Here is a 5,000-nt window from a genome sequence, read left to right as displayed (position 1 = left end):
GGATTAGATACCCTGGTAGTCCACGCCCTAAACGATGTACACTAGTTGTTGGGGTGCTAGTCATCTCAGTAATGCAGCTAACGCATTAAGTGTACCGCCTGGGGAGTACGGTCGCAAGATTAAAACTCAAAGGAATAGACGGGGACCCGCACAAGCGGTGGAGCATGTGGTTTAATTCGAAGATACGCGAAGAACCTTACCTGGGCTTGATATCCTAAGAACCTTATAGAGATATGAGGGTGCTAGCTTGCTAGAACTTAGAGACAGGTGCTGCACGGCTGTCGTCAGCTCGTGTCGTGAGATGTTGGGTTAAGTCCCGCAACGAGCGCAACCCACGTATTTAGTTGCTAACGGTTCGGCCGAGCACTCTAAATAGACTGCCTTCGTAAGGAGGAGGAAGGTGTGGACGACGTCAAGTCATCATGGCCCTTATGCCCAGGGCGACACACGTGCTACAATGGCATATACAATGAGACGCAATACCGCGAGGTGGAGCAAATCTATAAAATATGTCCCAGTTCGGATTGTTCTCTGCAACTCGAGAGCATGAAGCCGGAATCGCTAGTAATCGTAGATCAGCCATGCTACGGTGAATACGTTCCCGGGTCTTGTACTCACCGCCCGTCACACCATGGGAGTTGATTTCACTCGAAGCCGGAATACTAAACTAGTTACCGTCCACAGTGGAATCAGCGACTGGGGTGAAGTCGTAACAAGGTAACCGTAGGAGAACCTGCGGTTGGATCACCTCCTTTCTAGAGTACAAAGTAATAAGTCTCACAACTATTACTTCAATATATAAACTCAATTGATTCTTGTTTAGATTTCAAAGATTGATGATAAAGCTAATTGTTTATGGGGAATTAGCTCAGCTGGGAGAGCGCCTGCTTTGCACGCAGGAGGTCAGCGGTTCGATCCCGCTATTCTCCACCATTTATTAAGGGCCTATAGCTCAGCTGGTTAGAGTGCACCCCTGATAAGGGTGAGGTCACAAGTTCAAGTCTTGTTAGGCCCACCATAAAAAAGATTTGAATAAAGAAGCTTTAAAATCTAAAGCAAGTATATAAAGTAGATTAAATATAAAATATAAACTCTATACTTAGATTTATTTTTGTCTTTAACTATAAAAGAATATACTTTAATAAATATAAATAGCATATACATTATGTATTTATATTTATAATGATTATATTAATATATATACTTCCTTTAGGTTTTAAACCTAAATGTTCTTTTTAATTATCATTGTTAAGAGTCACAAGCAAGTTTTAATAAAAACAATTTTACAGGACTTGTTAAAGGATAAAACCTGTTTATCTTTTCTTTAGTTTAACTTATATCTTTTAATTATCTTTATTTCTATAATAAAGAGAATATTAGATTTAAGATTTATAAATTAAAGACAAGTTTCAAACTCACGGCTTAGTTGAGACTAAATCATTTAGTTTTATATTAAGTGTTTGAATGCTTTCCGTCTTAAGATAAAGAAGTCTTATCATAAAAACTTTAACAAGGAAGTGATGCGTTTTAGAATCAATAATAAAAGGTAAAAAAAGGTAAGCTACTAAGAGCGAATGGTGGATGCCTTGACTGGTAAAGGCGATGAAGGACGTACTAGACTGCGATAAGCTACGGGGAGCTGTCAAGAAGCTTTGATCCGTAGATTTCCGAATGGGGCAACCCAATGTATAGAGATATACATTACCTATATAGGAGCGAACGAGGGGAATTGAAACATCTTAGTACCCTCAGGAAAAGAAATCAATAGAGATTGCGTCAGTAGCGGCGAGCGAAAGCGCAAGAGGGCAAACCCAGTGCTTGCACTGGGGGTTGTAGGACTGCAATGTGCAAGAGCTGAGTTTAGCAGAACATTCTGGAAAGTATAGCCATAGAGGGTGATAGTCCCGTATGCGAAAAACAAAGCTTAGCTAGCAGTATCCTGAGTAGGGCGGGACACGAGGAATCCTGTCTGAATCCGGGTCGACCACGATCCAACCCTAAATACTAATACCAGATCGATAGTGCACAAGTACCGTGAGGGAAAGGTGAAAAGAACTGAGGTGATCAGAGTGAAATAGAACCTGAAACCATTTGCTTACAATCATTCAGAGCACTATGTAGCAATACAGTGTGATGGACTGCCTTTTGCATAATGAGCCTGCGAGTTGTGGTGTCTGGCAAGGTTAAGCAAACGCGAAGCCGTAGCGAAAGCGAGTCTGAATAGGGCGCTTAGTCAGATGCTGCAGACCCGAAACGAAGTGATCTATCCATGAGCAAGTTGAAGCTAGTGTAAGAACTAGTGGAGGACTGAACCCATAGGCGTTGAAAAGCCCCGGGATGACTTGTGGATAGGGGTGAAAGGCCAATCAAACTTCGTGATAGCTGGTTCTCTCCGAAATATATTTAGGTATAGCGTTGTGTCGTAATATAAGGGGGTAGAGCACTGAATGGGCTAGGGCATACACCAATGTACCAAACCCTATCAAACTCCGAATACCTTATATGTAATCACAGCAGTCAGGCGGCGAGTGATAAAATCCGTCGTCAAGAGGGAAACAACCCAGACTACCAGCTAAGGTCCCTAAATCTTACTTAAGTGGAAAACGATGTGAAGTTACTTAAACAACCAGGAGGTTGGCTTAGAAGCAGCCATCCTTTAAAGAAAGCGTAATAGCTCACTGGTCTAGTGATTTTGCGCGGAAAATATAACGGGGCTAAAGTAAGTACCGAAGCTGTAGACTTGCGCACAACTTAGATTATTTAAGTTTAGAATATGAGAAACTAAGTTATGTTTAGTTATATTTTTACTGATTTTTATAGAGTAAAGATAGAAATAAAACTTAGTAAAATCAGTAAAAATATTCTTAGACTAAAGTTAAGTAGTTTAAGTTGTGTGCAAGTGGTAGGAGAGCGTTCTATTTGCGTCGAAGGTATACCGGTAAGGAGTGCTGGAGCGAATAGAAGTGAGCATGCAGGCATGAGTAGCGATAATTAATGTGAGAATCATTAACGCCGTAAACCCAAGGTTTCCTACGCGATGCTCGTCATCGTAGGGTTAGTCGGGTCCTAAGTCGAGTCCGAAAGGGGTAGACGATGGCAAATTGGTTAATATTCCAATACCAACATTAGTGTGCGATGGAAGGACGCTTAGGGCTAAGGGGGCTAGCGGATGGAAGTGCTAGTCTAAGGTCGTAGGAGGTTATACAGGCAAATCCGTATAACAATACTTCGAGAACTGAAAGGCTTTTTGAAGTCTTCGGATGGATAGAAGAACCCCTGATGCCGTCGAGCCAAGAAAAGTTTCTAAGTTTAGCTAATGTTGCCCGTACCGTAAACCGACACAGGTGGGTGGGATGAGTATTCTAAGGCGCGTGGAAGAACTCTCTTTAAGGAACTCTGCAAAATAGCACCGTATCTTCGGTATAAGGTGTGGTTAGCTTCGTACTAGGATTTACTCCGAAAGCGAAGAAACTTACAACAAAGAGTCCCTCCCGACTGTTTACCAAAAACACAGCACTCTGCTAACTCGTAAGAGGATGTATAGGGTGTGACGCCTGCCCGGTGCTCGAAGGTTAATTGATGGGGTTAGCATTAGCGAAGCTCTTGATCGAAGCCCGAGTAAACGGCGGCCGTAACTATAACGGTCCTAAGGTAGCGAAATTCCTTGTCGGTTAAATACCGACCTGCATGAATGGCGTAACGAGATGGGAGCTGTCTCAAAGAGGGATCCAGTGAAATTGTAGTGGAGGTGAAAATTCCTCCTACCCGCGGCAAGACGGAAAGACCCCGTGGACCTTTACTACAGCTTGACACTGCTACTTGGATAAGAATGTGCAGGATAGGTGGGAGGCTTTGAGTATATGACGCCAGTTGTATATGAGCCATTGTTGAGATACCACTCTTTCTTATTTGGGTAGCTAACCAGCTTGAGTTATCCTCAAGTGGGACAATGTCTGGTGGGTAGTTTGACTGGGGCGGTCGCCTCCCAAATAATAACGGAGGCTTACAAAGGTTGGCTCAGAACGGTTGGAAATCGTTCGTAGAGTATAAAGGTATAAGCCAGCTTAACTGCAAGACATACAAGTCAAGCAGAGACGAAAGTCGGTCTTAGTGATCCGGTGGTTCTGTGTGGAAGGGCCATCGCTCAAAGGATAAAAGGTACCCCGGGGATAACAGGCTGATCTCCCCCAAGAGCTCACATCGACGGGGAGGTTTGGCACCTCGATGTCGGCTCATCGCATCCTGGGGCTGGAGCAGGTCCCAAGGGTATGGCTGTTCGCCATTTAAAGCGGTACGCGAGCTGGGTTCAGAACGTCGTGAGACAGTTCGGTCCCTATCTGCCGTGGGCGTAAGAAGATTGAAGAGATTTGACCCTAGTACGAGAGGACCGGGTTGAACAAACCACTGGTGTAGCTGTTGTTCTGCCAAGAGCATCGCAGCGTAGCTAAGTTTGGAAAGGATAAACGCTGAAAGCATCTAAGCGTGAAGCCAACTCTAAGATGAATCTTCTCTAAGCTCTCTAGAAGACTACTAGTTTGATAGGCTGGGTGTGTAATGGATGAAAGTCCTTTAGCTGACCAGTACTAATAGAGCGTTTGGCTTATCTTTAATAAAGCATCACTTCCTTGTTAAGGTTTTTAAAGAAAACTTTGAATATAGATAATATTTAGAGTTTAGTAGAAATCTTTCAAGTAGAGTTTATATTAGAACTTGCTCTTAACATTGTTTTTTAAGTATTCTATATAAAGACTTATCAAAGATAAGTAAAGAAGAAAGAAAAATAAAAGAAGAAACAGAATAAAGAAAAAAGTAAAGAAATAAAAGATTAAGCTTTATTCTTAAATTCAGTCTTTCAAAGAATATTTAAATAACAATGTCCGTGATTATACAGATGTGGAAACGCCTTGCTCCATCCCGAACCAAGAAGCTAAGCACATCGTGGGTGATGATACTACGCCTTACTGGCAGGGGGAAAGTAGCTCATTGCGGACTTGTTAAAT

2 tRNA genes and 3 rRNA genes (1 of these 5 running past the window's edge) are annotated in these 5,000 nt (G+C 42.5%); all 5 read left to right on the top strand.

Annotated features, from left to right (window positions below):
- Window positions 1-755: ribosomal RNA gene (locus FBE93_RS06410) — 16S ribosomal RNA — on the top strand (it extends 758 nt beyond the left edge of the window).
- A 102-nt stretch (window positions 756-857) separates the two neighbouring features.
- Window positions 858-933 (top strand) — tRNA-Ala (locus FBE93_RS06405).
- A gap of 8 nt (window positions 934-941) precedes the next feature.
- Window positions 942-1,018 (top strand) — tRNA-Ile (locus FBE93_RS06400).
- 536 nt (window positions 1,019-1,554) lie between these two features.
- Window positions 1,555-4,608: ribosomal RNA gene (locus FBE93_RS06395) — 23S ribosomal RNA — on the top strand.
- A 267-nt stretch (window positions 4,609-4,875) separates the two neighbouring features.
- Window positions 4,876-4,992 (top strand): 5S ribosomal RNA (rrf, locus tag FBE93_RS06390).
- Together the 16S, 23S and 5S rRNA genes with 2 tRNA genes alongside form the textbook arrangement of a ribosomal RNA operon.
- Window positions 4,993-5,000 lie beyond the last annotated feature (8 nt).

It is taken from the genome of Campylobacter sp. CFSAN093229, assembly GCF_011068225.1.
In the GTDB taxonomy this organism is placed as follows: Bacteria; Campylobacterota; Campylobacteria; order Campylobacterales; family Campylobacteraceae; genus Campylobacter_D; species Campylobacter_D jejuni.
The sequence above is the reverse complement of the archived record's forward strand: the minus strand, read 5'-3'. Positions and strand labels throughout refer to the sequence as shown.